Source organism: Actinomadura sp. NPDC049382 (assembly GCF_040677125.1).
GTDB lineage: Bacteria > Actinomycetota > Actinomycetes > Streptosporangiales > Streptosporangiaceae > Spirillospora > Spirillospora geliboluensis.
Genome location: NZ_JBFARO010000115.1, coordinates 1 through 24,768 on the forward strand (window position 1 = coordinate 1; position 24,768 = coordinate 24,768).

Consider the following 24,768-nt stretch of genomic DNA (forward strand, 5'->3'; position numbering starts at 1 on the left):
CCGCCCGGGCACTGCGCGCGGCCGCCCGCGACGCCCACCCCGCCGCGCTGCGCACCGCGATCCGCCGCCCCAACCGCGCCGCACGCGTCAAGGACACCCTCCTCTACGGCGCCCTGGCGTTCCCCGTCGCCGTCGACATGATCTCCCCGCTCCAGCCCCACCTCGCCACCTGGTGGCTGCGCGGAGCCGGACTCGCCGCCCTCGCCGCCGCCGTCGCCGTCTCCCGCGCCCGCCCCACCACCGCGCTCCTCACCGCCATCACCCTCAACCTCGTCCACGGCAACTTCGTGTTCGCCATGCCCGTCCTGGCCTACCTCGCCGGCCTGCGCACCGCCCGCCCCCAACCCCTCCTATGGGGCTTCACCGCCGTGTTCATCGGCGGCACCGCCCTGGCCACCGCCCGCGGCCTCGACGTCGCCGTCTGGTTCCCCTCCACCGTCTGGCTCGTCCTGCTCGGCGTCCTGCCCTGGCTCATCGGCCGCTACTGGCGCCAGCACCAGGAACTCCTGCACGCCGGCTGGGAACGCGCCGAACGCCTCGAACACCAGCAGCGCATCATCGCCGAACGCGAACGCCTCCGCGAACGCGCCCGCATCGCCCAGGACATGCACGACTCCCTCGGCCACGAACTCGCCCTCATCGCCGTCCGCGCCGGCGCCCTCCAGGTCGCCCCCGGACTCGACGACCGCCACCGCGACGCCGCCGCCCAGCTCCGCACCGGCGCCGCCGACGCCACCGACCGCCTCCGCGAGATCATCGGCGTCCTCCGCGACGACACCCCACCCGACCCCGGCGGCCCGCACCCCGCCGCACCCGTCAACCCCGCCCGCGAAACCATCCCCGACCTCGTCGACCGCGCCCGCGCCTCCGGCGTCCCCGTCAACCTCACCGGCGCCGCCGCCCTGCACGACCTCGCCCCCATGGCCGCGCTCACCGCCCACCGCATCGTCCAAGAGGCCATCACCAACGCCGCCAAACACGCCCCCGGCGCCCCCATCACCGTCACCCTCACCCGCCCCCGCGACACCCTCCACATCACCGTCGCCAACGAACCCCCGCCCGGCCACACACCCCTCCTGCCCGCCGGCGGACGCGGACTGACCGGCCTCACCGAACGCGTCCGCCTCCTCGGCGGCACCCTCGACGCCGCCCCCGACCCCGGCGGCGGCTTCACCCTCACCGCCCGCCTCCCCGACACCCCGCCCACCGCACCCGCACCCGACGCGCCGCCCCTCCCACCGGGGGAGTGGCCCTCCGAATCCGCGCTCCACCTCGCCCGCGAACGCCTCCAGGTCCGCCGCGGCCTCATCACCGCCATCACCGTCCCCATCGCGCTCATGGCCGCCCTCGGCGCCGTCATGGCCGGCTACTACATCTACGCCACCCTCAACTCCGTCCTCCCACCCGCCGACTACGCCGCCCTCCGCGTCGGCACACCCCAGCACCAGGTCCAACAGACCCTCCCGCGCAGGCAGACCCTCGACGCCGGCGTCGTCCACGCCGCCGTCCCCGAACCACCCCGCGCCGACTGCCGCTACTACCGCCCCGACGCCAACCTCCTCGGCGCCGCCCGCATCTACCGCCTCTGCTTCACCGGCGGACACCTCACCAGCAAGAACAGCTACTCCACCGCAGCCCTCGACCCCGACCGCAACCGCGGCACCCCCCGACCCACCGACCAGGAGAACGAGTGATCCGGGCCCTCCTCGCCGACGACGAGACGATGATCCGCGCCGGCGTCCGCGCCATCCTCACCGCCGACCCCGGCATCGACGTCGTCGCCGAGGCCGCCGACGGCCACGAAGCCGTCGAACTCACCCACCGCCACCGCCCCGACGTCGCCCTCCTCGACATCCGCATGCCCCGCCTCGACGGCCTCGCCGCCGCCGCCGAACTGCGCCGCACCGCCCCCGCCACCGGCGTCATCATCCTCACCACCTTCGGCGAGGACGACTACATCGCCCGCGCCCTGTCCGGCGGCGCCAGCGGCTTCCTCCTCAAATCCGGCGACCCCCGCGACCTCATCGCCGGCGTCCGCGCCGTCGCCGACGGCGCCGCCTACCTGTCCCCGAAGGTCGCCCACCGCGTCATCACCGAGATCGGCGGCGGCCGCCTCGCCGGCGGCGCCCGCGCCCGCGCCCGCATCACCGCCCTCACCCCCCGCGAACGCGACGTCCTCGCCCTGCTCGGCGCCGGCCTGTCCAACGCCGAGATCGCCGCCCGCCTCCACCTCGTCGAAGGCACCGTCAAGGCCTACGTCAGCGCCATCCTCACCCGCCTGGACGTCCGCAACCGCGTCCAGGCCGCCGTCATCGCCTACGAAGCCGGCCTCGTCGGCGACGACACCCACCACTGACCCCGGAACACCGAACGGGCCGCTCCCGGTGGCACCACCACCCGGAACGGCCCGTCCCTCGCGTCGACCGACCGACGCGCCGACTAACCGAGAGGACCCCGGCGCGTCACACCGCCCATCACGTCCGGCATCGTCACCGACGCCTCGTCCACCGACGCGGCACCGGCCACCGCACCCAGACCGCCCTGCGGCGCCGGCCCGTCCAGCGGACCCGCGGCACCGGCCGGAACCGGCGCACCCGCACCAGCCCCCACCGCACGCGCACCCAGCAGCACCGCACCCACCGGCACGCCCCGCAACCCCTCCACAAGCGGCCGCAGCGCACGCACCAGCACCAGCGCCACCAGCGGAGCCACCACGACACCCACCAGGAACCCCGCCGCCACATCATGCGGATAATGCACGCCCACGAACACCCGCGAGAACGCCATCAGCGCCGCCAACGGCAGCACCAGCGGCGCCATCGCCCGCCACGCCACCACGATCGCCGCCGCCGACGCCGCCGCGATCGTCGCGTGATTACTCGGGAACGACCAGTCGCCCGGCGCCGGACACGCCGCGATGTGCACCGCACCCGCCACCGCCCGGCACGGCCGCTCCTCCTGGATGAAGCTCTTCGACACCTCGCTCACCAGATACGCCGACACCACCGCGAACGGCGCCGCCAGCGCCAGCCCCATCGCCCGCGCGTCCAGACCCCGGGCCCGCCACCAGCCCGCCACGAACAGCACGGCGAACAACAGCAGCCCCGCATCCGTCCCGACATCCGCCACCTCATGCACCCAGGACGGCGTGCCCTGCGCGAACTCGGTGATCTCCCGGTACAGATCGGCGCTGAAATCCGGCGCTCCCATACTCTCCCTCACACTCAACGGGCAGCCACTGCCCGACACCCTTGAGACACCGGACGGACCACCGGAGTTCACCCTATGGCCACGACCGCGCCAAGCCGGTCACTTTCCCCGATCACCCCGCGGATCGGCCCGATCGCCCAGCATCACCGACCCGGTGACACACCCGACGCCCCCACCGGCGCCCCCTCCTCCTCGACCCGGCGCGCCTCCACCGGCCCACGCCGCCGCCGCACGAAACGCACCCCCTCCACCACACCCGTCACCGACAACGCCAACCCCAACCCCACCGCCACACCCTTGATCGGATCGTCCTCGAACGCCACCCCGCCCACATACCCCAGCAACGTCCCGTACAGCGCCCACGACACCGCCGCCACCGCCGCGAACCCCGAGAACCACCGCAACCGGTACCCCACCGCACCCATCGTCAACGTCACCGCCGTCCGACCACCCGGCACATACCGCGCCACCACCAGGATCAACCCGCCCCGCTCGGCCATCGTCCGCCGCGCCCACCCGAACGCCGCATGCCGCCGCGTCCCCACCCGCAACCCCCGCACCAGCCGCCCACCCGCCCGGCGCCCCACCAGATACGACACATGATCACCCAGGAACGCCCCCAGCGCCGCCAGCACCACCACCGCCACCGGCTCCGGACTCCCCGACGCCGCGTACACCCCCGCCGTGATCACCAGGCTCTCGCTCGGCACCACCGGGAAGAACCCGTCGATCACCGCGACCGCGAACAACACCAGGTAGAACCACGGCGACGTCACGGCCGTGTCCACCACACCAAGGATTCCGTCCATGCCCACGACGCTAGAAAACGATCACCCCCCGGCGGATCCCGCGAACGGCCACACCCACCCCCGACTTACGACAGGGGTCCGACCCCGCGTCCTGCGAACGATGTACCGCCCATTCCTCATACCGGAGGACGACCCGCACCCCCTCGCACCACCACCCTGGAACCACACCACCCGGGGGAGCCCACCATGGAACACCGAACCGAACACCCGACCGACGACCACGTCCGCGCCTCCGACCACGACCGCGACACCACCGCCCAACGCCTCACCGACGCCCTCACCGAAGGCGCCCTCGACCCCGCCGAACACCACCACCGCCTCCACCGCGCCCTCACCGCCACCACCCGCGGCGACCTCCACCGCCTCACCGCCGACCTGCCCCCCTCCCAAGCCGCCCGCACCCGCGCCGACACCGCCCGCCGCGCCGCCCGCGACCAGGCCGACAAACGCGCATGGGCCGCCGAATGGCGCTACTGGACCGGCGGCGCCGCCATCATGACCGCGATCTGGGCCGTCAACGCCCTCCGCGAGGGGGAGTGGACCTTCTTCTGGCCCGCCGCACCCCTCGGCATCTGGGCCGCCATCCTCATCTCCTACGCCATCTGGCCCTCCGACGACGACTGAAAACCACTCGCGCCGCGCCCCACCCCTCCGGCACACTGCACATCCCGTGGGACACCTGCACATCTTCGACATGGACGGCACGCTCCTGAACGGCACCACCGCCAACCTGGAGATCGCCCGCCACCTCGGCACCCTCCCCGAACTCCACGAACTCGAGGCGCGCTTCGCCGCCGGCACCCTCGACACCCGCGGCTTCTCCACCGAGATCCACCGGCTCTGGCGCGACCTCACCCCCGCCGTCGTCGCCACCGCCTACACCGCCGCCACCTGGCTCACCGGCATCGCCGACGTCTGCGCCGACATCCGCGCCCGCGGCGAGCACTCCGCCGTCATCACCATGTCGCCCGACTTCTTCGCCCACCGCCTCCTCGACCTCGGCTTCGACGACGTCATCGCCTCCCGCTTCCCGCCCATGCCCTTCACCGGAACCCTCGACCCCGCCGGCATCCTCACCCCCGCCGACAAGGTCCGCATCACCGAACGGCTCCGCACCCGCCACGGCCTCACCCTCGGCCAATGCACCGCCTACGGCGACTCCATGTCCGACGCGCCCCTGTTCCGCCACCTCACCAACACCGTCGCCGTCAACGCCGACCACCACCTCGCCGACATCGCCGCCCTCGACTACCGCGGCACCGACCTCACCGAGGCCTACACCCTCGCCCGCACCCTCTCCACCACCTGACCGCCCCTCGACCAAGCGCGCCACGCGGCAGAAGCCGCGCCGCCCGGCTCAGCCGCCGCGCCGGCCCTCCACCGGGCCCAGCAGCGGATGCACCCGCATCGCCGCCTCCAGCTCACCCGGCAACTCGTCCCGGTACCGGCCCAGCGTCGACAGGTCCGCATGCCCCAGCACCCGCCGCACCGCGTCCATGTCCGTCGCCGCCGCCAGCAGATGCGTCGCCGTCGTATGCCGCAGCCCGTGCGGCGTCACACTCCGCCGCCGCACCGGCTCCACCCGCTCCAGCACCCGGTCGATCACCCCCTGCACATCACCCCGCGCCAACCGCCGCCCCCGCCACGACAGCAGCAGCGCCTTCGGCTCCCGCCCCCGGTCCAGCAGCCGCCGCCCGTCCGCCAGATACACGTCCAGCACCTCCACCACCGGACGGGGGAGCGGCACATCCCGCGTCCGCCCGCCCTTACCGAAGATCCGCCAGTACCGCGTCCCCCCGTTGACGAAGAAGTCCTCCGAGTTCGCCGCCGTCAGCTCCGACACCCGCGGCCCCACCGCCGCCAGCAGCAGCACGATCAGCCCGTCCCGCAGCTCCGTCCGCTGATCCGCCCGCCGCCGCGGCGCCGACACCGGCGCCTCTGCCAGCTCGCGCGCCGCCCCCAGCAGCCCCTCCGCCTGCTCCACCGTCAGCGCCCGCCGCTCCGCCCGCAGCCCGCCCCGGTGCTTCGGCCGCACCGTCACCGCGTCCATCGGATTCAGCTGCACCCACCCCGCCACCACCGCGTACCGGAAGAACGCCGACACCGAACGCCGGAACCGCGCCTGCGACGCCGCGCTCTGCACCGGACCGCCCCCCGGCTCCACCGCCCGCACCCGGCGCCGCTCATCCGGCTTGCGCGCGAACCGAAGCAGCACCTCATCGACGTCCTCACCGGTCAGATCGTCCAGCACCCGCTCCGCACCCGCCAGCGCCGCGAACGTCACCACGTCCCGCGCGTACACCTCCGCCGACGCCGGCGCCAGCGCGCCCGTCGAGGTCTTCGCCCGCACCATCTCCCCGTACCGGTCCACGCACTCGGCCACCGTCAGACGCTGAACATCGGAAGGACGCACCCGCCGGACGCTACCGTCCGCCACCGACAGAAACCCCCGTAACATCGGCACCGTGACGGACCGCGCACTGTTCGACCAGGTCGGCGAGATCGTCCGGGCCTCGACCCCGCCCGGCCTCGGACGCCCCCGCGTCCAGGTGCGCCACAACGGCGTCAAGGCGTGGTTCGGCGACCCCGAACCCCAGCGCGAGCACTACGAGGCCCAGGTCATCCCCGCCGAACTGGCCCCCGGCGCCCGCACCCACGCCGTCGAGATCGGCTTCCACGCCGAGCACCGCGACGAACCCGCCAACGAGGCCGCCCTCGCCCGCCTGCGCACCACCGAGCCGCGCTGGCGCGCCGACCTCGGCGACGACCCCGCCACCGGCCCCTTCCTCGGCCGCGGCACCTGGCGCCGGATCTCCGAGACCTGGCCCGACCTCGACCTCGACGCCCCCGACGCCCCCTTCGAGATCGGCGTCCGCCTCGTCGACTACATCCGCGCCCTGGAACCCCACCGGCGGGTATGACCACCCCCGAGGGCGCCGCTGGACGAGGGGGAGGGGCCGATGCTCATCGGCACATCGGGCTGGCAGTACGCCGACTGGCGCGGCGTCCTCTACCCGCCTGGCCTCCCGCAGCGGCGCTGGCTGCGGCACTACGGCGACGTCTTCGCCACGGTGGAGAACAACAACGCCTTCTACCGGCTGCCGGGCCGTGAGACGTTCGAGCAGTGGCGGGGGAGCACCCCGCCAGGCTTCGTCATGGCGGTGAAGGCGAGCCGCTACCTCACCCACATGAAGCGTCTCACCGACCCGGCCGAGCCCGTCGAGCGCCTCATGAACGCCGCCGCCGGGCTCGGTCCCAAGCTCGGGCCGGTTCTGCTGCAGCTCCCGCCCACCCTGCGCGCCGAACTCGACCGCCTCGCCGCGTGCCTGGAGCGGTTCCCGGCGGGCGTGCGCGTCGCGGTCGAGCCGCGCCACCCCTCATGGTGGACGGACGAGACCCGCCGCCTCCTGGAGCGCCACGGCGCCGCCCTGTGCTGGACCGACCGCCTCGGCCGCCCCCAGACGCCGCTGTGGCGGACCACCGGCTGGCTCTACCTGCGCTTCCATGAAGGCCCCGCCGAGCCCTGGCCGGACTACGACGACGAGACCCTGCAGGGCTGGGCGGACGAACTCGCCGGCGCCGACGACGCCTACGTCTACTTCAACAACGACCCCGGAGGAGCGGCCGTCCGCAACGCACTGCGCTTCGCCGAGCTCACCGCGCACCCCGAAACGGATTAAAGATAACAAACTACGCAAACCGGACAGAATCCAGCTTCTGTCCGGTCAACCACGGAGACCACAGGGGAGCGGCACGACGGCCGCGGAGGGGAGGGGCGGCGACACCCTCGCGCCGCCCCCCGCCCGCCGTCACTTCTTGTACGGGGCGACCTTCTCCCGCAGCTCCTGCATCGTGCCCTGCAGCAGCTGCCGCAGCCGGTCGCGGTCGGCGCCGTCGGCGTCCGCGTAGTCGTCGATGTCGATCAGCTGCTTCTTCGTCGCGGTGACCGAGTTGAGCTGGTGGTCGAGCTTGACGTCGCCGAACCACGGGCTGCGCAGCATGTTCGCCATGTCGGTGCGGAACATCGCCACCAGGTCGTCGGGATCGGCGATGTGGTTCTTCACCTCCGCCACGAACGTCAGCGTCGCCTTGCTGCCGAGCACCGCCTGCTGCAGCACGCCGTCGCCGGTCTTGCGGTCCAGCACGATCGTGAAGCTGTACAGGACGGGGTCGCCGACCGGCTTGAACCGCACGTACTGCAGGTCGCCGCCGGACTTGATCCCGATGACGGGGCACCCCAGGTGCGCCATCGTGAACACCATCTCGCCGATGAGCGCCTCGTCCTTGCTCTCGCGCGCCTCGGCGTTGTTCTTGAACTTGTTGATCATCGAAAGCATGGGCGGTCCTCCCGTTCAAGCGGCGATGCGGCCGTGCAGGTACTTCGCGCAGGCCTGGGCGACGGCGGCGATGTGCTCCTGCAGCACCGGGTACTTCACCGTGTAGTGGCCGGCGAAGTACTGGTCCAGGTCCAGCAGCAGGGGGACCTGGACGTACACGTAGCCGGTGCCGAGGTCGGCGTCGACGGTGAACACACCCGGCTCGCCCACGTCGAGGAAACCGCTCTTGACCTCCGACTTCAGCGCCTGCCACACCGTCCGTGCGTCCTGGACGTACTCGCCGTAGGCCATCGTCACGGCGGCGTGCTGCCCGAGCGTCTTGGCGGCGGTGACGCTGCCGGCCAGGTGCGTCAGCTGGAACATCAGCCGGTGCTTGCGTTCCCGGTGCTGGAACCGCAGGTAGTGGTGGTCGCCGTCGGAGTTGAGGTCGATGAGGGCGTTGCCCTGGGCGACCGCCGCGGTGATGACGGCGCCGACGAGCAGGTCGTCGATCTCGCGGGTGTGGAGCTGTTCGGAGAACCGCTCCCAGCTGCGGTTGACGAGCCGGCCGAAGACCTGGTCGAGGTGCTCGCTCACGATCACCTTTCGTCGTTGCGGATCAGGGGACGGGTGTGAGACTCCCGCGCCGCCGCCCCCGGTTCCCGGATCGGGGACACTGCCGGATCGGGGACACTGGGCGCGTGAGCCTCCTCGTCCCGGCGCCGCGCCTGATCCCGCCGACCACGGCGGTGCGCGAGTCGTTCCTGGCCGGGGAGCGGGCCGACCACCTGGCGGCGGGCGACCCGATGGACTGGCTGGACGAGGCATACCGCGACTTCGGTGCGTTCGTCGCGCGGCGCCGCGGCGTCCAGGAGCGGTGGGGCGTGCCGTGCACGACGTTCTGGTACGTGGCGGGCGAGCACTATCTGGGGACGCTGATCGTCCGGCACCGCCTGACGCCGGAGCTCGCCGAGGTCGGCGGCCATATCGGCTACCACGTCGTCGCGCCGTGGCGGCGCCGCGGGCACGCCACGCGGATGCTCGCCGCCGGGCTGGTGGAATGCCGCGGGCTGGGCCTGGAACGCGTCCTGCTGACCTGCGCCGCCGACAACGAGCCGTCCCGCCGGGTGATCATCGCCAACGGCGGCGTGCGCGACGGCCGAATCCGCGGCGAAGATCGCTACTGGATCGCGCTCACCTCGGCGCACTGAGACCTCGGCCGGACGACCGGTGCCGCGAGCAGAATCCGCAGACGCTCGACGGAGTACGCGCGCCGAACGTAGCACGCACAATCTCGCCCGGTTCGCCCCTATCCCGCCAGGTCTGATCGCTGGTCGATAATGCACATTATGTTAAGTAGACCCGATTCCGGACCGCGCGAGGCCCCTCAGCCGGTCTGACTGTTCCGAAAGAAGACCTCTGCGGGTGAGGACGGCCCGTGGCGTCCTCGTCGCCCCCTCGAAGACGAGCCCGGCTCCCTTCGTGCCACTCGTCCGCGTGACATGGCGAACAAGTCGAACTCCGCACTCGCTCCGCCGACGCCGAGTTGGCTACTGCGTCCGCGGCGGCGTCACCCGGCCAGTCTCCAAGATCGTTCGGATCGCCATCGCGGCCGCCAGGAGAACCGCCCGGCGCTGCCGCCTTGCTTGGCTGCAGTCGACAATCATCCGCGAGCCTGCCCTGCCGTACCGTCCGCTCCCCTGGCTGCTTACGCGAGATTGTCGGCCGGCCTGACCGAGGGCACTCCCCTGGTCTCTGCTGTTGCAGGCGCCGCTGCGGATCAGATATCGCCTTCATCGAGCCCGGAAATCACCTTGATGTCCGCTTCGGACATGTCCAAGGCGTTGGCGATCTCCTTGACGAGAACGGGATGCGGATTGAGACTTCCGCTGCGCAGCATGTGGATCGTGGACCTCGATCGTGTGGTTCGCTCCGCCATTTCCCTGCTCGGGATTCCGCGCAGGTCCATCAGTCCGCTGAACACGTTTCCGAACGGATGCGGTTCCAGTTGGCCGGCCGGTGCGGCCGCGGGCTCGATGAGCAGGTCGCCGACCTTGGCCTGGAACCTGATCAGTTGGTCGTCTTCGAACCTGACCTTCGCGACGAAGGGCAGGCTCTCCCCATCGCCGGGGCCGACGGTGCCGGGCACGGAGGTCTCAGTGAACCTCGTCCTGCCGCGGTCGTGACCGCTCGCGATCTCCAGGGGGCTGCCGGGTTCGACGCGGGTGACTTTCCAGTCGCGGTTCCACCAGGGCAGATCCTGCAGCAATTCGTTGAAGAAAGGGTGCAGGACGGAGACGTCGACCGGGTCCGGAGGGTTCTTCTGGCCGCCGTAAAGGATGCCGGGCCAGTACGTCAGTGCCGCGATCACGTCTGCGGTAAGCGTGCGATTGGCAGTCCCCATGCCGCCACTCTCCCACTCCCATGCGGGGGTGCCAGCCTGCTCGGCGGACGATCAACGCGGAAAAGAGGCGGACGTGCGCCGCGCTGATCGTTAGATTGGCGGGGTTCGCATGACGGTGTTCCCGGGCCCGGCGAGGTGGTGGCGACGTGGTTCCTGAAGGGTTCGTCCGTGCGCTGGACGCGTTCGAGGCGGTGCTGGCGGCGGTGCCGGCGGACCGGTGGCTGTCGCCGTCGCCGTGCGAGGGCTGGGCGGCCGTCGATGTGGCGGGGCACGTCACCGCCGGGCTGCTGGTGGTCGAGTTGCGGGCGGCCGGGCGGCCGCTCCCCCAGAACGATCCGGACTGGCGGGAGGTCGCCGGCGCGGACCCGCTGGCGTCCTGGCGCGAGGTCCGCGCCAGAATGACGGCGGAGCTGACGCCCGCTGCGCTGGATCGGCGGGTTCCGCTGGCGATGGGCATCGAAATGACGGTGCGCGAGTGGATCGAGCAGTATCCGCTGGAGCTGCTCGTGCATACTTGGGACCTGGCGCGGGCGACCGGTCAGACCGTGGTGCTCCCTGCGGACCTGGTGGACGCGGCGCTGGAGACGGCGAAGGCGATGGCGCCTCGGGGCCGTGAGGCGGGGATGCTCGGGGCCGAGGTCCCCGTGCCCGGCGACGCCGACTCCCAGGCACGGCTGCTGGCGCTGTTCGGCCGCGACCCCGCCGCCTGACCCGTCCGACCGGCCTCTCCCCTGCCCCGGATACCGGGGTGCGCAGGGGGCGGTGCGGCGGTTAGGGTGCGGGTATGCGCCGACGACATTGATCTTCACCTGAGGCGGGGCTCGCGCGGAGGCTGTACGCCTACGCGTTCCTCGAGGATTTCGTTCTTCTGTACCCGGTGTACGCGGTGCTGTTCGCCGACGCCGGGCTGTCCCCCGCTGAGATCTCGTCGCTGTTCGCGCTGTGGTCGGCCACGGCGTTCTTCTTGGAGCTGCCGTCCGGTTTGTGGGCGGATGTGTTCTCACGCCGGTTGCTGCTGGTGGTCGCTCCCCTGCTGCCCGGTACGGGCTTCGTGCTGTGGGCGTTCTTTCCGTCGTTCCCGGTGTTCGCCGTGGGTTTCGTGCTGTGGGGCGTGGGGTCGGCGCTGCGTTCGGGGACGATGCAGGCGCTGGTGTACGAGGAACTGGAGCGGGTCGGTGCGGCGGGTGCGTACGCGCGTGTGATCGGCCGGTCCGAGGCGGTGTCGCTGCTGGCGGTGGTGGCGGCGTCGGCGGTGGCGTCGCCGGTGCTGGCGGTGGGCGGTTACCGGGCGCTGGGGGTGGCGAGTGCGGTGGTGTGCGCGGCGTGCGCGGTGGCGGGGTGGTTCCTGCCGGAGGTTCGGGGGTCGCGTGCGGGCGGGGATGAGCCGTCGCTGAGGGCGGTGGTGCGGGACGGGTGGGCGCAGGTGCGGCGGGAGCCGGCGGTGCGGTGGGCGCTGCTTCTGGTGGTGGTGCTGGAGGGGGTGACGTCGCTGGACGAGTATGTGCCGCTGCTGGTGCGGTCGACGGGGGTGGCGGCGGCGTCGGTGCCGTTGCTGGTTCTGGTGGTGACGGTGGGTGACGCGGTGGGCGGGTGGCTGGCGGGTCGGGGTGCGCGGTGGCTGGCGCCGGTGCTGGTGGTGGGTGCGGTGTGCCTTGCGGCGGGTTCGTTGAGCGGGCATGCGGGCGGGCTGGTGCTGGTGGCGGCGGCGTTCGGGGTGTTCCGGTGGGCGATGGCGGCGGCGGACGCGCGGTTGCAGGAGCGGATCGGCGACGGGGCGCGGGCGACGGTGACGTCGGTGGCGGGTTTCGGTGCGGAGACGGTGGCGGTGCTGGTGTTCGCGGGGTGGGCGCTGGGGTCGCGGTGGGCGGACGCGGGGGTGCTGATGGGGGTGGCCGCGGTGCCGTACGCGGTGGTGGCGTTAGTGCTGGGGTTGGGGGCGCGGCGGCGGCGCGTACATCGGGAGATGTAGGCGGGGCGGGGCGGCTACGCAAAAAGCGCATGGCGGTTGCACGCTCTCGCCCGATTCGCCGGTGGGGTGCGGGGGCCGAGGATCGTGGGGTCTTTGCGGGGCGATCCTTGGAGTGTGCGCTGATGGGTGTGGACGCGCTGATGCTGGCGCGGGTGCAGTTCGCGTTGACGGCGGGAACGCATTTCCTGTTCGTGGCGCTGACGCTGGGTCTGGCGACGCTGGTGGCGTTGACGCAGACGCGGGCGACGGTGTCGGGCAGTGCGGTGCACGCGCGGATGGTGCGGTTCTGGGGCCAGCTGTACGTCGTGAACTACGCGGTGGGGATCGTCACGGGGCTGGTGATGGAGTTCCAGTTCGGGTTGAACTGGTCGGGTCTGTCGCGGGTGTCGGGGAGCGTGTTCGGGGCGCCGCTGGCGCTGGAGACGATCATCGCGTTCTTCGTGGAGTCGACGTTCCTGGGGTTGTGGATCTTCGGGTGGGATCGGCTGAACCGGTGGGTGCATCTGGCGCTGATCTGGGTGGTGACGCTGACGGCGTACCTGTCGGCGTACTTCGTGCTGGTCGCGAACGGTTGGCTGCAGCGTCCGGTGGGCTTCGAGATGGTGGACGGGACGGCGCGGCTGACCGATGCGGGGGCGCTGCTGGCGAATCCGACGGCGGTGCTGGCGTTCTTCCACGTCCTGTTCGGGGGCCTGCTGACGGCGGGGTTCTTCATGGCGGGGGTGAGCGGTTTCCATCTGCTGCGGCGGACGGCGGAGGTGGAGTTCTTCCGGCGGTCGATGCGGATCGGTCTGGTGACGGTGGTGCTGTCGGTGATGCCGGTGGTGGTGTTCGGGGGGATGCAGTTCCAGTACGTCCAGCCGACGAAGTCGGGCGGGGACGACGCGGCGGCCGCGGTGGCGGACTTCACGGCGCGGTTCGGTCCGGGTGACTACATGGCGCCGGGGCTGGCGGGGGTCGGTGAGGCGCTGATGATGTCGATGTGGTCGCTGATGATGCTGGTGGCCGGGGTGGCGCTGGTGAAGTTGCCGTTCGGGCGGTGGCTGGTGCGGGGCCGGGTGTTCCACGTGCTGATGATCGTGGCGGTGCCGCTGCCGTATGTGGCGATGGTGGCGGGGTGGGTGTTCCGTGAGGTGGGGCGGCAGCCGTGGATGGTGTACGGGGTGCTGAAGACCGAGGACGCGTTGTCGCCGGGGGTGGGTTCGGGGACGGTCGCGGTGTCGTTCGCGGCGTTCTCGGTGCTGTTCGCGGTGCTGTTCGGGGTGAACGCGTGGCTGCTGGCGCGGTTCGCGCGGCGGGGGCCGGAGGGGGCGGGGCTGGGTGCCTCTCCCCCGGCGGAGCCGCCGGTCCCGGCGATGAGCCCGACGTTCTGACGCGCGTCGTTCCGAAGTGGCGCACGACGTTTCGACTGGAGCCTGATCATGGATTCTCTCGCGGTGCTGTTGCTGGCGTTGTTCGCCGGCGGGTATCTGGTGCTGGCCGGCGCGGACATCGGGGTGGGGATGCTGCTGCCCTGGCTGGGGCGTGATCAGCGGGAGCGGCGGCTGGTGATCGCGTCGTTCGCGCCGTTCTTCCTGGGCAACGAGGTGTGGCTGGTGGCGTCGGCGGGGCTGGTGGCGGGTGCGTTCCCGGGGTTGGAGCACCGGCTGCTGGAGGAGCTGTATCCGCTGGTCGTGGTGCTGCTGATCGGCTGGGTGGTGCGCGACATGGGGTTGTGGCTGCGGGGCCGGGTGGACGCGGCGGCGTGGCGGTCGCTGTGGGACGGCGCGATCGTGGCGGGGAGTTGGGCGCTGGCGCTGGCGTGGGGGTCGGTGCTGGGTTCGGTGGTGGCGGGCGGCGGGTTGAACGCCGGGAGTGTGCTGGGGCTGCCGCTGGCGGTGCTGTTCGCGTGGCATGGTGCGGGGTTCGCGCGGTGGCGGCTGCCGGAGGGGCTGGCTGCGCGGGCGGCGCGGGTGCCGGCGCGGTACGGGTTGTCGGCGCTGGTGATGGCGGGTGCGCCGGTGGTGGCGGGTGTGGAGCTGCCGTGGTCGGAGGTGGTGGCCGCGGGTGGCGGGCTGACGTTGACGGTGGTGGGGACGGTGGTGGTGCTGCCGTTCCTGCTGGGGTCGCAGGCGTTGGTGTGGTGGACGTTCCGGGGGCGGGTCGAGGCCCCGTCGTACCTGTAGGCGGTGGCGGGCGGTGAAGGCGGTCGAGCGGCGTCTGCTGGGGTTGCTGCCCCGGCGGGTGGTGGCGGGGCTGGGTGTGCTGGCGGTGGGGCAGGGCGTCCTGCTGGTGGTGCAGGCGGAGCTGCTGGTGCGGGCGGTGGCGGGGCTGGATGCGGGTCCGCTGCCGTGGCTGGCGGGTGCGGTGGCGGTGCGGGCGGTGCTGGCGTGGGCGGTGACGCTGGTGGCGGGCCGGGCGGCGGCGCGGGTGAAGCGGGGGCTGCGGGCGGGGCTGCTGGGTGTCCCGGCGGGTGACGCGGGGTCGCGGGTGACGCTGCTGACGCGGGGTTTGGACGCGGTGGATCCGTTCTTCACCGGGTATGTGCCGCAGTTGCTGGCGGCGTGTGCGGTGCCGCTGCTGGTGCTGGTGCGGCTGTTCACGGTGGATTGGGCGTCGGCGCTGGTGGTGGCGGTGACGTTGCCGCTGGTTCCGGTGTTCGGGGCGCTGGTGGGGATGCGGACGGCGGCGCTGACGGGCCGGCAGTGGGGGCTGCTGCACCGGTTGGGCGGGCATTTCCGGGATGTGCTTGCGGGTTTGGGGACGTTGCGGGCGTTCGGCCGGACGGGGCATCAGTCGGTGGTGGTGCGGGAGCTGGCGGGTGAGCATCGGCGGGCGACGGTGCGGGCGCTGCGGGTGGCGTTCTTGTCGTCGCTGGTGCTGGAGCTGGTGTGTGCGCTGTCGGTGGCGCTGGTGGCGGTGCCGGTGGGGTTGCGTCTGCTGGACGGGCGGATGGTGCTGGCGTCGGGGCTGCTGGTGCTGGTGCTGACGCCGGAGGTGTATGCGCCGTTGCGGGGTCTGGGGCAGCGTTTCCACGCGAGTGCGGAGGGGGTTGCGGCGGCGGAGGCGGTGTTCGGGGCGCTGGATGTGCCCGCTCCCCCGGCGCCGGGGCGGGTGGTTCCGGGGGGCGGGGTGCCGGAGATCGTGCTGGAGGAGGTGACGGTGCGGTATCCGGGGTCGGCGGAGCCGGCGCTGGACCGGGTGTCGTTGCGGGTCGCGGCGGGTGAGCGGGTGGCGGTGACGGGTCCGTCGGGTGCGGGCAAGTCGACGCTGCTGCTGGTGGTGGCGGGGCTGGTGGTTCCGGAGTCGGGGCGGGTGCTGGTGGACGGGGTGGATCTGGCGGAGTTGGACGCGGCGGCGTGGCGGGCGCGGCTGGGGTGGGTGCCGCAGCGTCCGCATCTGTTCGCGGCGTCGGTGGCTGACAACATCCGGTTGGGTGATCCGGGGGCCGGGGACGCGGAGGTGCGGGCGGCGGCGCGGGCTGCGGCCGCGGATTTCGTGGAGGAGTTGCCGGAGGGGTTCGCGACGGTGCTGGGTGAGGGCGGTGCTGGGGTGTCGGCGGGTCAGCGGCAGCGGCTGGCGGTGGCGCGGGCGTTCTTGTCGGGTGGGCCGGTGATGCTGCTGGACGAGCCGACGGCGCGGCTGGATCTGCACAGTGAGCGGGTGCTGGTGGAGGCGGCGGGCCGGTTGCTGGCGGGGCGGACGGCGGTGGTGGTGGCGCATCGTCCGGCGCTGCTGGGGCTTGTGGACCGGGTGGTGCGGCTGGAGGGCGGCCGTGTCGCGGCGGCGCGGGAGAAGGAGGCGGCGTGAACGGGTCGGGCGGGCTGCGGGGCGTGTGGGGTGCGGTGCGCCCGCATGCGGTGCGGCTGGTGGCGGCGGGGCTGGCGGGTGCGGCGGCGGAGCTGTGCGGGCTGGGGCTGATCGCGGCGGCGGCATGGCTGATCGCGCGGGCGGCGCAGCGGCCGGAGCTGGCGGCGCTGTCGCTGGCGATCGTGGCGGTGCGGGGGTTCGCGTTGGCGAAGGGGGCGCTGCGGTATGTGGAGCGGCTGGCGGGGCATGACGCGGCGCTGCGGGCGCTGGCGGAGTTGCGGGGGCGGGTGTTCGACGCGTTGGCGGCGTCGTCCGCGACGGTGCGGGGCCGGGTGCGGGACGGTGATGCGCTGACGCGGATGGTGTCGGATGTGGACGCCGTGCAGGATCTGCTGCTGCGGTGCGTGCTGCCGGCGTTCGCGGCGGTGGTGTGCGGTGGCGCGGGTGTGGCGGTGTGCGCGGCGGTGGACGTGCGGGCGGGGCTGGTGGTGGCGGCGGGTGTGCTGGTGGCGGGTGTGGTGCTGCCGGTGGCGGCTGCGGTGGCGGGCGGCCGGGCGGCGGCGCGGGCCGCGGCGGGGCGTGAGGCGTTGGCGGTGGCGTCGCTGGACGTGCTGGAGGGGGCGGCGGATCTGGCGGTGTTCGGTGCGTCGGACCGGTTCGCGGCGCGGGCGCGGGACGCGGCGGGGCGGCTGGAGCGTGCGGAGCGGTCGGGTGCGCGGGTGGCGGCGGTGGTGGCCGCGGCGGGTTTCGCGGTGCAGGGCGCGGTGGTGGCTGCGGCGGTGTGGGCGGGGTTGCGTGCGGGCGTGGACGAGGTGGGTGCGGCGGTGCTGGCGTTGACGGCGCTGGTGGCGGTGGAGTCGGTGCTGCCGCTGGCGGGTGCGGCGCAGCGGCTGCGGGAGGTGTGGCCGGGGGTGCGGCGGGTGGGTGCGGTGCTGGCGGCTCCGGCGGAGCTGGCGGTGTCGTGTCCGGTGGCGGTGCCGCGGGGGCCGCTGGAGGTGCAGCTGCTGGGGGTGCGGGTCCGCTATGGCGGGCGTGTGGCGTTGGACGGGGTGGATCTGCGGGTGGGGCGGGGCCGGCGGGTCGCGGTCGTGGGGGCGAGCGGGGCGGGCAAGAGCACGCTGCTGGCGGCGGTGTCGGGTGAGGTCGCGGCGGTGTCGGGGGCGGTGCTGCTGGGCGGCCGGGCGGTGGCCCGGTACGCGCCCGGGGACGTGCGGGCGGCGGTGCGGGGGCTGGTGCAGGACGCGCACGTGTTCGCCGGGACGGTGCGGGCGAACCTGCTTTTGGCGCGTCCGGACGCGGGTGAGGCCGAGCTCGCGGCGGCGGCGGCGCGGGCGCGGTTCACCGAGGTGGTGGAGGCGCTGCCGGAGGGGTGGGACACGGTGGTGGGCGCGGGCGGGCGGGGCCTGTCGGGCGGGCAGCGGCAGCGGCTGCTGCTGGCGCGGGCGCTGCTGGCCGATCCGCCGGTGCTGGTGCTGGACGAGCCGGCCGAGGCGCTGGATCCGGTGGCGGCGGACGCGTTGACGCGGGATCTGCTGGAGGCGCCGGGCGGGGGGACGCTGCTGCTGGTGACGCATCGTCTGGCGGCGCTGGGTTCGGCGGACGAGGTGGTGGTGATGGACCGGGGGCGGGTGGTGCAGCGGGGCCGGCATGCGGAGCTGGTGGCGGTGCCGGGTGCTTACCGGGATCTGTGGGAGGCGGAGCTGCTGGCGGCGTGACGGCCTTCGCCCCTGGTGGTCGGGCAGGGTGTTCAGGTGAGGGTTTTGAGGGCGCGGCCGAGGGCGGCGATGCCGTCGGTGATGTCGGTGGCGGTGGCGGCGGCGTAGCCGAGGACGAGTCCGGGCGGGCCGGGGCGCTGGGCGTGCCAGGACAGCGGCTGGACCTTGACTCCTTCGCGGAGGGCGGCCGCGGCCAGGGCGGTGTCGTCGGTGCGGGGGTGCAGGGTGATGGTGAGGTGCAGGCCGGCGGCGGCGCCGTGGACGGCGGCGCCGGGCAGGTGCGCGCGGATCGCGTCGATCATGGTGTCGCGGCGGCGGCGGTGGCGGGTCCGCAGCGGCCGCAGGGCGCGTTCCATGGCGCCGGTGGCCATGAGTTCGGCGAGGACGAGCTGGGGCAGGGCGGCGTTGCCGAGGTCGGCGAAGCGCTTCTCGGCGATGACGGCGTCCAGGAAGGCGGGGGGCGGCAGGAGCCAGCCGGTGCGCAGGGCGGGGGCCAGGAGTTTGGAGACGCTGCCGGCGTAGAAGACGCGGTCGGTGAGCAGGGAGCGCAGGGCGGGGACGGGCGGGCGGTCGTAGCGGTGCTCGGCGTCGTAGTCGTCCTCGATGATCAGTCCGCCGGCGGCGGCCCAGGCCAGCAGGTCGCGGCGGCGGGGCCCGGACAGGACGGCGCCGGTCGGGAACTGGTGGGCGGGGGTGAGCAGGACGGCGGGCGCGGCGGTGGCGCGCAGGCGGTCGACGCGGACGCCGTCGGCGTCGACGGGGACGGGCGGGGTGGCGATGGCGCCGTGCCGCAGGTGCTGGCGGGCGCCGAGGGAGCCGGGGTCCTCGACGGCGACGGTGCGGGTGCCGGCGGCGGTGAGGGCGCGGGCGATGAGGCCGAGGGCCTGGGCGGTGCCCGCGGTGATGACGATGGCGGCGGGGTCGGCGCGGATGCCGCGGTTGCGGGCGAGCCAGTCGGCGACGGCGGTGCGCAGGGCGGGGGTGCCGCGGGGGTCGCCGTAGCCGAGGGCGGCGGCGGGCAGGTCGCGCAGGACGGTGCGTTCGGCGCGCTGCCAGGCGGCGCGGGGGAAGGCCGACAGGTCGGGGACGCCGGGGGTGAGGTCGATGCGGGCGGGTGCGGCGCGCAGGGCGTCGAAGGCGTCGGCGCCGGGCGCGCCGTGGAACGGGTCGGGGCGGGGCGCGGTGGTGGGCGGGGCGGCGGGTGCCGGGGGCGGGGTGAGGGGTGCGGCGACGACGACGGTGCCGGCGCGGCCGCGTCCGGCGAGGTGGCCTTCGTCGGTGAGGCGCTGGTAGGCGTCGGTGACGACGCCGCGGGAGACGCGCAGGTCGGCGGCGAGGGTGCGGGTGGGCGGGAGGCGGGCGCCGACGGGCAGGCGGCCGTCGGCGATGGCGTCGCGGAGCCGCCGGGCGAGCCAGTCCGCCAGGCCGCTGGGCGGGGCGTCGGCGGGGTCGAGCTGCAGGAAGTCCGACCCGCGGGTTATGGCCCGGTCGGTTTCGTCGCGATTGGACCTGTGCACCGGACCATTGTGGCCCCAGGGTGGGTCCCATGGAGACGATGACGATGGCGGCCGGGGGCGGCGCGGGGGCGGCGGCCGGTTACGTGCACGGGTATTCGGTCCGGGAGGCGCGGCGGCTCGGCGACCAGGCCGACGCGCTCGCCGAGCTGCTGCACGGCGGGACGTCCTATCCGGCGGGCAGCCGCGTGCTGGAGGCCGGGTGCGGGGTCGGCGCGCAGACGGTGCACCTGGTGGCCCGCTCCCCCGGCGCGCACGTGACCGCGATGGACGTCTCGGCGGCGTCGCTGGCGCGGGCCCGCGCCCGGGTGGAGGCCGAGCGTCCCGGCGCGCGGGTGGAGTGGTGCCGCGCGGACCTGTACGACCTGCCGTTCGGCGACGGGGTGTTCGACCACGTGTTCGTCTGCTTCGTGCTGGAGCACCTGCCGGATCCGCGGGGCGCGCTGGCGGGGCTGCGGCGGGTGCTGCGGCCGGGCGGGACGCTGACGGTGGTGGAGGGCGACCACGGGTCGGCGTTCCTGCACCCCGACAGCGCCCACGCCCGCGCCGTGATCGCGCACCAGGTGGCGCTGCAGGCCGCGGCGGGCGGGGACGCGCTGATCGGGCGGCGGCTGCGTCCGCTGCTGGCGGCGGCCGGGTACGCGGGGGTGAGCGCCGGTCCCCGCACGGTGTACACCGACCGGGACCGGCCGGGCCTTGCGGAGGCGTTCACGCGCGCCACGTTCACCGCGATGATGGCGTCGGTGCGGGACGAGGCGGTCGCGGCGGGGCTGGCCACGCCCGCCGACTGGGACCGCGGTGTCGCCGACCTGCTGCGGGCCGCCGGGCCGGAGGGGACGTTCCATTACACGTTCTTCAAGGCGACGGCGGTGAACCCGGGCTGACGCCCCGCCGGTCCCCGCGCGGGGCCGGGCGGGGGCCGGGCGGTCAGTCGTCGGGCAGGAGCGGGCCGAGGGGGCCCAGGTCGAGGTTGAGGTCGTGGTCGTCGAGGCCGAAGTGGTCCTTGAGGCGGGTCATGGCCTCCTCCAGCCGCATCAGCGCCAGCCCGAGGTCCTCGATCTGCGCGTCGGTGAGGTCGCCGCCCTCGGCGCGGCGCAGCGCCTGCCGCTCCATGAGCTGGCGGATCAGCTCGACCAGGGTGAGGACGAGCTTGACCAGGTCCCGCTCGACCGTCTCGGGGTCGGACCGCAGCCGCTGCATCGTCCGGGACGACCGCTCGCGCAGGTCCCGCTCCCGGGCGGGCGCCGCCCGCATCGGGCCGCCGCCGGTGGCGGGGCCGGTGAGGAGGTCGTCGGTGAACGGGTCGCCGGGGGCGGGGTCGCGCACCGACACCTCCCCCGTCACCGGCTCCCGGCCCCGGTAGGAGTCATGGTGGTCGTGGTGGGGGGCGTGGTCGGTCACGGGCGGTCCTCCTCGGGCAGCAGCTCGTCGCGGACGGTGGTGATCAGCGCCCGCAGCGACACCTGCACCAGGTCGACCCCGGCGATGGAGATCACCAGGTCCCCGGCGATGACGACGCCGCCGGCCAGCAGCCGGTCGAGCAGGTCCACCAGCGCGATCCGCTCCAGCGGCGCGTCGGCGCCGTGGTCCAGGACGGCCGTCACGCGTCCCCCGGCGTCCGGGCGGGCGCGGCGGCCTCGATGAAGGAGTACGGCGGCCAGGGCCCCGTCACCTCCACCTCGATGCCGGGCAGCCGGTCCCCCGCCGCGCGCGCCACCGCCAGGAACCCCGCCGCCTGCTCCTCGTCCAGCAGGTAGGCGGCGTTGAGGATCTGCGTGCCGGCGCGGCCGGACAGGCGCGGGTCCTGCGGCGGGTGGTGCCGGGACGCCACGGCGTGGTCGGCGAGCTCGGCGTGGACGGCGGCGGCCTGCTCGGCGGCCCGCCGCCCCGCGTCGGCGCGGCGGCGGCGTTCGCGCTGGCGGCGCTGCAGGTAGGCGGTGCCCGCGCCGGCGGCCGGTGCGTCGCCGGTGCCGGGGTTGGGGCCGGTGAGGGGCTCGGCCGTGGGCTCGAGCCCCCCACCGGGGTCGGTGCCGGCCCGCAAGGCCTCGGGGTCGGCGTAGGCCTTCACGCCCCATTCGGCGCGGCCGGAGACCAGGTCGAGGATCTCGGCGAACCGCTCGCCCTGCGCCGCCAGCACCTCGGCGACGCGGCCGTCGTCGCGGTAGATCGTGGCGATCCGCACCGGGGCGGTGGGGGCGGTGCGTGCGGCGCGGTCCACCACGTCGTGGTGGGCGCGGGCGGTGGCCTCCAGCCACGCCAGGTCCTCCAGGTTGGCGCGCAGCGCCGCCTCGCCGTACTCGGCGAGCGCGACGGTGCTGACCAGCGCGGTCAGCCCGCCGGCGGCGACGCCGCGCACGGGCGCGCCGCCCACCCCGGCGGCGCCGCCGAGCGCGGCCGGGTCCAGGCCCCGCGCCACCCCGTACAGGTAGACGGCGCTGTCCCCGCCCATGGCCGTGGCGGTGCCGGTCTCGGTGCCGGTTTCGGTGGTGCCGGTCATGATGTGGACTCCTTCCCGGGTGCCGGGCGGGCCGCGTCGCGCTCGCCGCCGCCGTCCGCGCCGTCCGCGGCGGTGCCGGCGGTGCCGGCCTCCAGGGCGGCGAGGCGTTCGCGGAGCCGCCGGTTCTCCGCGGCCAGCTCGTCGCGGTCGCCCGCGCCCGCCGCGTCGTCGCGGCGGGCCTTGGACGACAGCGACGGGTCGTGCTCCCACCAGTCGATGCCCATCTCCTTGGCCCGGTCCACCGACGCCACCAGCAGCCGCAGCTTGATGGTCAGCAGCTCGATGTCGAGCAGGTTCACCCGCACGTCCCCGACGATCACGATCCCCTTGTCGAGGATGCGCTCCAGCAGGTCCGCCAGGTTGGCCGAGGTCCGCTCGCCGGCCATCGACCGTGCCGGGGACCGGGCGCCGGTCCAGGAGATCTCGCTCACGTCGCGTTCAGTCCCTCTCCACTCGTCCGCGGGGGTAGCGGCGGGCGCGGCGGTAGCCGACCAGCTCCCCCTCCGCGTCCACCTCGGTGTCGTAGGCCGCGAGGATGTCGGCCGAATCGGGGATGCGGCGGGTCTCCACGACCTCGACCGTGACGCGCCAGCCGCCCTCCCCGGCGCGCTCGATCCCCACCACGCTCTCGGCGGCGCGGCCGGTCATCGCGGTGACGTGCTCGGCCGCCCGCTTGGCGGCCTCGGACGCGGACAGCATCGCGGCCTCCCGTCACCCGCCCGGCCGGTAGCCGCGGGCCCGGCCCTCGTTGAGCCGGCGGATCAGCTCGTCCTCGCGGGCCGCGGCCTCCTCGTCGGTGATCTCGCCGGCGGCGGCCTCGTCGGCGACCTGCTGCATCTCCGCGGCGATCCGCGCCGGGTCGTACAGCTGCGCCTCGGCCTGCTCGGTGAGGGTCTCGGCCAGCCACACCACGCCCCGCACGGGCGCGAGCGGCAGCGTCACCAGGCCGGTGAACAGTCCCATCGCGGTCACGCCTCCGGGACGAAGTCGTAGGGCGGCAGCGGCCCGATCAGCCGGATCCGGATCCGGTCGGCGTGCTCGCGGCCGAGCTCCTCCACCGCCCGCTCGAACGCCTCGCGGCGGTCGGCGCGGACCAGGAACGAGGCGTCCAGGACGTCCTCCTCGCGGGCGGGCGTCTTGCGGGCGAAGGCCTCCGCCGCGGGCGCGGCCCGGTCCAGCAGGGCCTGCCCGTCGCCGCCGCGGCGCCGCTCCATGGCCTGCGCGATCAGTTCGCCGAGCCGGATGCGGTCGTAGTAGACGGCGTCGGCGGCGTCCGGCGGGACCTCGCGCAGCCGCCGCGACAGCTCGGCGATCTCCGGTTCGGCCGCGATGATCTCGCCGAGGACCTCGTCCTGGACGTAGGTGGCCTTCAGGCGCAGCTCGACCCGGCCCTCCAGGCCGTCCAGGACCTGGGCGAAGCGGTCGGCGTTGCCGGCCAGCAGCTCCTTCTCCACGGCGCCGCGGTCGGCCAGCGCGGCGCCGAACCGGAACGGCAGGACCGCGGTTCCGGCCTCCACCAGGGCGTTCAGGACCCGCTGGTGGGCGACCAGGTCGGCGCGCTCGCCGAGCGCGCGGCCGGTGGGCAGGTCGCTGACGACCGCGGCGCAGGGGCCGCCGTCGCCGACCAGCGCCACGGGCGCGTCGTCCAGGCCGGCGAGGCCGTCGGGCAGCCGCGCGTCCGCGCGGGTCACTCCGTACACGTACTGCGGGGCGCCGGCGCCGGCGGGGGGTTGCGGCGTGCTCATTCGTCCTCGTCCTCCTTCTTGCGGGACGAGCGGCGCCGGGCGGGCTGCCGCTCCTCACCGGAGTCCTTGGAGTCGGAGTCGCCGCCGCCGAAGGTCTCCTTCAGCCGCTCCTGCGCGCCTTCCAGGGCGCCGCGGGTCTTCTTCTTCGCGCCCGACTCCTGCATGCCCTCCACGAACTGCGGCAGGCCCTGGGAGGTGCCGTCGTGGGCGATGTCGAGCCGGTTCACCGCCTCGGCGAAGCGGAGGTAGGTGTCGACGCTGGCGACGACGATCCGCACGTCGATGGTCAAGATCTCGATCCCGACCAGCGACACCCGCGCGTACAGGTCGATGACCAGGCCCTTCTCCAGGATCAGGTCGACGACGTCGGCGAGGCTGCTGCTGGATCCGCCGCGCTGGACGTAGTTGCTGCCCGAAGTCTGCTGGGCGATCGGCCCAGTCATGTCATCTCCTCTGCTGGGGGTTTTGTATGGGATTGAGGTTCGGCATGGACCCCGGTGTACCCACACCGATCTCTCTAAACGGGAGGTCTGGTTTTGGTCACGGGCCGGTCGGCGTCCGTCCACGGGCCGTCACGGTGCGGTTTCTCCGCGTGTCAGCGGGTGGGCGTGCGGACGCCCCCGGGGCCTGCCCGGGGGCGTCCGGTAGGGGGCGGTTGCCGGCGGTGCGGGGGTCAGCGCCTCTTGGCGGTGAGGCGGCCTACGGCGACGCCGGCGACGGCGGCCGCCGCGACCGGCGCGGCCCGCAGGAACCGCCGCAGCGTCACCAGCCTGGCCAGCGCCTTCGCGCGGCCGGGCAGG

29 protein-coding genes are annotated in these 24,768 nt (G+C 74.1%); 14 read left to right on the forward strand and 15 right to left on the reverse strand.

What is annotated here, in order from left to right; genetic code table 11:
- A partial coding sequence (locus AB0K34_RS37485; protein ID WP_364553522.1) for a histidine kinase occupies positions 1–1,694 on the forward strand: 1,694 nt, incomplete at its 5' end.
- A complete protein-coding gene (locus tag AB0K34_RS37490) occupies positions 1,691–2,356 on the forward strand; it encodes a response regulator transcription factor (RefSeq protein ID WP_364553523.1) in 666 nt (221 codons plus the stop codon). The genes AB0K34_RS37485 and AB0K34_RS37490, both read left to right, overlap by 4 nt.
- Before the next feature lie 83 nt (positions 2,357–2,439).
- Here AB0K34_RS37490 and AB0K34_RS37495 read toward each other — a convergent pair whose 3' ends face one another.
- The gene (locus AB0K34_RS37495; protein ID WP_364553524.1) at positions 2,440–3,210 is read right to left on the reverse strand and encodes a phosphatase PAP2 family protein; all 771 of its coding nucleotides are present in this window, start codon (positions 3,208–3,210) and stop codon (positions 2,440–2,442) included.
- A 143-nt stretch (positions 3,211–3,353) separates the two neighbouring features.
- Positions 3,354–4,019, reverse strand: a complete 666-nt coding sequence (locus AB0K34_RS37500) for a DedA family protein (protein ID WP_364553550.1) — start codon at positions 4,017–4,019, stop codon at positions 3,354–3,356.
- 186 nt (positions 4,020–4,205) lie between these two features.
- Here AB0K34_RS37500 and AB0K34_RS37505 point away from each other — a divergent pair, with 186 nt between their 5' ends.
- Both AB0K34_RS37505 and AB0K34_RS37510 read left to right on the forward strand, forming a co-directional pair.
- Positions 4,206–4,643, forward strand: a complete 438-nt coding sequence (locus AB0K34_RS37505; protein WP_364553526.1) for a DUF1707 domain-containing protein — start codon at positions 4,206–4,208, stop codon at positions 4,641–4,643.
- A 46-nt stretch (positions 4,644–4,689) separates the two neighbouring features.
- The gene (locus tag AB0K34_RS37510; protein ID WP_364553527.1) at positions 4,690–5,328 is read left to right on the forward strand and encodes an HAD-IB family phosphatase; all 639 of its coding nucleotides are present in this window, start codon (positions 4,690–4,692) and stop codon (positions 5,326–5,328) included.
- A 48-nt stretch (positions 5,329–5,376) separates the two neighbouring features.
- On the opposite strand, the gene AB0K34_RS37515 is transcribed toward AB0K34_RS37510, so the two are convergent.
- Positions 5,377–6,402 carry a tyrosine-type recombinase/integrase gene (locus AB0K34_RS37515; protein ID WP_364553529.1) on the reverse strand — a complete coding sequence of 342 codons (1,026 nt, stop codon included), beginning with the start codon at positions 6,400–6,402 and terminating at the stop codon, positions 5,377–5,379.
- An 82-nt stretch (positions 6,403–6,484) separates the two neighbouring features.
- Here AB0K34_RS37515 and AB0K34_RS37520 point away from each other — a divergent pair, with 82 nt between their 5' ends.
- Complete coding sequence (locus AB0K34_RS37520; RefSeq protein ID WP_364553530.1) at positions 6,485–6,940, forward strand: hypothetical protein; 456 nt, start codon at positions 6,485–6,487, stop codon at positions 6,938–6,940.
- Positions 6,941–6,979: 39 nt separating this feature from the next.
- Positions 6,980–7,699, forward strand: coding sequence for a DUF72 domain-containing protein (locus tag AB0K34_RS37525; RefSeq protein ID WP_364553532.1), 720 nt, complete (start codon positions 6,980–6,982; stop codon positions 7,697–7,699).
- 129 nt (positions 7,700–7,828) lie between these two features.
- Here the strand turns inward: AB0K34_RS37525 and AB0K34_RS37530 are convergent, their stop codons facing one another.
- Entirely contained in the window at positions 7,829–8,356 is a 528-nt protein-coding gene (locus AB0K34_RS37530; RefSeq protein ID WP_364553534.1) for a hypothetical protein, read from the reverse strand.
- A gap of 15 nt (positions 8,357–8,371) precedes the next feature.
- Positions 8,372–8,932 carry a hypothetical protein gene (locus AB0K34_RS37535; RefSeq protein WP_138641732.1) on the reverse strand — a complete coding sequence of 187 codons (561 nt, stop codon included), beginning with the start codon at positions 8,930–8,932 and terminating at the stop codon, positions 8,372–8,374.
- Positions 8,933–9,036: 104 nt separating this feature from the next.
- On the opposite strand from AB0K34_RS37535, the gene AB0K34_RS37540 reads away from it, so the two are divergent.
- On the forward strand, positions 9,037–9,546 hold the full coding sequence (locus AB0K34_RS37540) for a GNAT family N-acetyltransferase (RefSeq protein WP_138641731.1): 510 nt from the start codon (positions 9,037–9,039) through the stop codon (positions 9,544–9,546).
- A gap of 569 nt (positions 9,547–10,115) precedes the next feature.
- Here AB0K34_RS37540 and AB0K34_RS37545 read toward each other — a convergent pair.
- Positions 10,116–10,706, reverse strand: coding sequence for a helix-turn-helix transcriptional regulator (locus tag AB0K34_RS37545; RefSeq protein WP_364553536.1), 591 nt, complete (start codon positions 10,704–10,706; stop codon positions 10,116–10,118).
- A gap of 179 nt (positions 10,707–10,885) precedes the next feature.
- On the opposite strand from AB0K34_RS37545, the gene AB0K34_RS37550 reads away from it, so the two are divergent.
- From AB0K34_RS37550 to cydC, 6 genes are all read left to right on the forward strand, one after another.
- The gene (locus AB0K34_RS37550) at positions 10,886–11,449 is read left to right on the forward strand and encodes a TIGR03086 family metal-binding protein (protein ID WP_364553538.1); all 564 of its coding nucleotides are present in this window, start codon (positions 10,886–10,888) and stop codon (positions 11,447–11,449) included.
- Between the two features lie 167 nt (positions 11,450–11,616).
- The gene (locus tag AB0K34_RS37555; RefSeq protein WP_364553540.1) at positions 11,617–12,708 is read left to right on the forward strand and encodes an MFS transporter; all 1,092 of its coding nucleotides are present in this window, start codon (positions 11,617–11,619) and stop codon (positions 12,706–12,708) included.
- A gap of 122 nt (positions 12,709–12,830) precedes the next feature.
- Positions 12,831–14,081 (forward strand): cytochrome ubiquinol oxidase subunit I, encoded by a 1,251-nt coding sequence (locus AB0K34_RS37560; RefSeq protein ID WP_301175854.1) that lies wholly within the window; start codon positions 12,831–12,833, stop codon positions 14,079–14,081.
- A gap of 48 nt (positions 14,082–14,129) precedes the next feature.
- Positions 14,130–14,873: a cytochrome d ubiquinol oxidase subunit II gene (locus tag AB0K34_RS37565; protein ID WP_301175853.1), complete on the forward strand. Its 744-nt coding sequence runs from the start codon at positions 14,130–14,132 to the stop codon at positions 14,871–14,873.
- Positions 14,874–14,886: 13 nt separating this feature from the next.
- Positions 14,887–16,497, forward strand: coding sequence for a thiol reductant ABC exporter subunit CydD (gene cydD, locus AB0K34_RS37570; RefSeq protein ID WP_301175852.1), 1,611 nt, complete (start codon positions 14,887–14,889; stop codon positions 16,495–16,497).
- Positions 16,494–18,212, forward strand: coding sequence for a thiol reductant ABC exporter subunit CydC (gene cydC / locus AB0K34_RS37575; protein ID WP_301175851.1), 1,719 nt, complete (start codon positions 16,494–16,496; stop codon positions 18,210–18,212). Before cydD ends, cydC begins: the two co-directional genes overlap by 4 nt.
- Before the next feature lie 32 nt (positions 18,213–18,244).
- Here cydC and AB0K34_RS37580 read toward each other — a convergent pair whose 3' ends face one another.
- The gene (locus AB0K34_RS37580) at positions 18,245–19,729 is read right to left on the reverse strand and encodes a PLP-dependent aminotransferase family protein (RefSeq protein ID WP_364553544.1); all 1,485 of its coding nucleotides are present in this window, start codon (positions 19,727–19,729) and stop codon (positions 18,245–18,247) included.
- Between the two features lie 29 nt (positions 19,730–19,758).
- Here AB0K34_RS37580 and AB0K34_RS37585 point away from each other — a divergent pair, with 29 nt between their 5' ends.
- Complete coding sequence (locus AB0K34_RS37585) at positions 19,759–20,610, forward strand: methyltransferase domain-containing protein (protein ID WP_301175849.1); 852 nt, start codon at positions 19,759–19,761, stop codon at positions 20,608–20,610.
- 43 nt (positions 20,611–20,653) lie between these two features.
- Here AB0K34_RS37585 and AB0K34_RS37590 read toward each other — a convergent pair whose 3' ends face one another.
- The 8 genes from AB0K34_RS37590 to gvpJ are packed head-to-tail and all read right to left on the reverse strand — an operon-like array spanning position 20,654 to position 24,411.
- A complete protein-coding gene (locus AB0K34_RS37590) occupies positions 20,654–21,127 on the reverse strand; it encodes a gas vesicle protein K (protein ID WP_364553546.1) in 474 nt (157 codons plus the stop codon).
- Positions 21,124–21,330, reverse strand: coding sequence for a gas vesicle protein (locus AB0K34_RS37595; protein WP_301175847.1), 207 nt, complete (start codon positions 21,328–21,330; stop codon positions 21,124–21,126). The genes AB0K34_RS37590 and AB0K34_RS37595 overlap by 4 nt, the downstream gene beginning before the upstream one ends.
- Positions 21,327–22,223, reverse strand: a complete 897-nt coding sequence (locus AB0K34_RS37600) for a GvpL/GvpF family gas vesicle protein (protein ID WP_364553548.1) — start codon at positions 22,221–22,223, stop codon at positions 21,327–21,329. Before AB0K34_RS37600 ends, AB0K34_RS37595 begins: the two co-directional genes overlap by 4 nt.
- Positions 22,220–22,609, reverse strand: a complete 390-nt coding sequence (locus tag AB0K34_RS37605) for a gas vesicle protein (protein ID WP_364553551.1) — start codon at positions 22,607–22,609, stop codon at positions 22,220–22,222. The genes AB0K34_RS37600 and AB0K34_RS37605 overlap by 4 nt, the downstream gene beginning before the upstream one ends.
- A 52-nt stretch (positions 22,610–22,661) precedes the next feature.
- Positions 22,662–22,922 carry a gas vesicle protein GvpO gene (gvpO, locus tag AB0K34_RS37610; protein ID WP_301178212.1) on the reverse strand — a complete coding sequence of 87 codons (261 nt, stop codon included), beginning with the start codon at positions 22,920–22,922 and terminating at the stop codon, positions 22,662–22,664.
- Positions 22,923–22,934: 12 nt separating this feature from the next.
- Positions 22,935–23,186 (reverse strand): gas vesicle protein GvpG, encoded by a 252-nt coding sequence (locus AB0K34_RS37615; protein WP_364553552.1) that lies wholly within the window; start codon positions 23,184–23,186, stop codon positions 22,935–22,937.
- Positions 23,187–23,191: 5 nt separating this feature from the next.
- Complete coding sequence (locus AB0K34_RS37620) at positions 23,192–23,968, reverse strand: GvpL/GvpF family gas vesicle protein (protein ID WP_301178213.1); 777 nt, start codon at positions 23,966–23,968, stop codon at positions 23,192–23,194.
- On the reverse strand, positions 23,965–24,411 hold the full coding sequence (gene gvpJ, locus AB0K34_RS37625; RefSeq protein WP_364553549.1) for a gas vesicle protein GvpJ: 447 nt from the start codon (positions 24,409–24,411) through the stop codon (positions 23,965–23,967). The genes AB0K34_RS37620 and gvpJ overlap by 4 nt, the downstream gene beginning before the upstream one ends.
- Between the last annotated feature and the right edge of the window lie 357 nt (positions 24,412–24,768).